This window comes from Oleiphilus sp. HI0066, from assembly GCF_001635725.1.
Genome location: NZ_LWFH01000505.1, coordinates 1 through 614, shown reverse-complemented (window position 1 = coordinate 614; position 614 = coordinate 1). Strand labels below are relative to the sequence as shown.

1 protein-coding gene is annotated in these 614 nt (G+C 45.9%); it reads left to right on the top strand.

Features of this window, described 5'->3' with window-relative positions:
* Positions 1–13: 13 nt before the first annotated feature.
* Positions 14–614 (top strand): glycosyltransferase (locus A3738_RS07025; protein ID WP_156504037.1); only part of this gene is annotated, 601 nt, incomplete at its 3' end.

Below are 614 nucleotides of genomic sequence, written 5' to 3'. Positions count from 1 at the left end.
GGAGCCTCTCATCATGAAGTATATGAGATGGTTTCATAACACGAGTGCAAGCACGCTTGTTCCTACACAACAACAAAAACAAATGCTTGAACACAAAGGTTTTACGAACACTGAAGTGGTCTCGCGCGGTATCGATGGCGAACTGTTTTCTCCGACAAAAAGAAATCAACAGCTTCGCGATCAATGGGGAGCTTCTGAAAACGAGCCCGTGTTTTTATACGTAGGTCGTATCGCTGCTGAAAAAAACTTAGAACTCCTTGCAGACACTTACGAGAGCATTAGCGAGAAATACCCCAAAGCTAAGTTCGTGTTGGTAGGTGATGGCCCTCTCAAACCAAGTCTTGCTGCACGCTACCCTGCTTTAATTTTTGCAGGAGTGAAGCGAGGCGAAAAACTTGCACAACATTATGCCTCCGGCGACATCTTCCTATTCCCCAGTCAAACAGACACGTTTGGCAATGTTGTCACTGAAGCAATGGCGAGCGGTTGTTGTATCTGTGCCTTTGATGATGCCGCGGCGAAAGAGCATTTAGATAACCGCCAATCAGCTTTTCTTGCTGACCTTGGCGATGATCGCCAGTTCATCAAAAATGCAATCGCAGCTTATGAGAAAA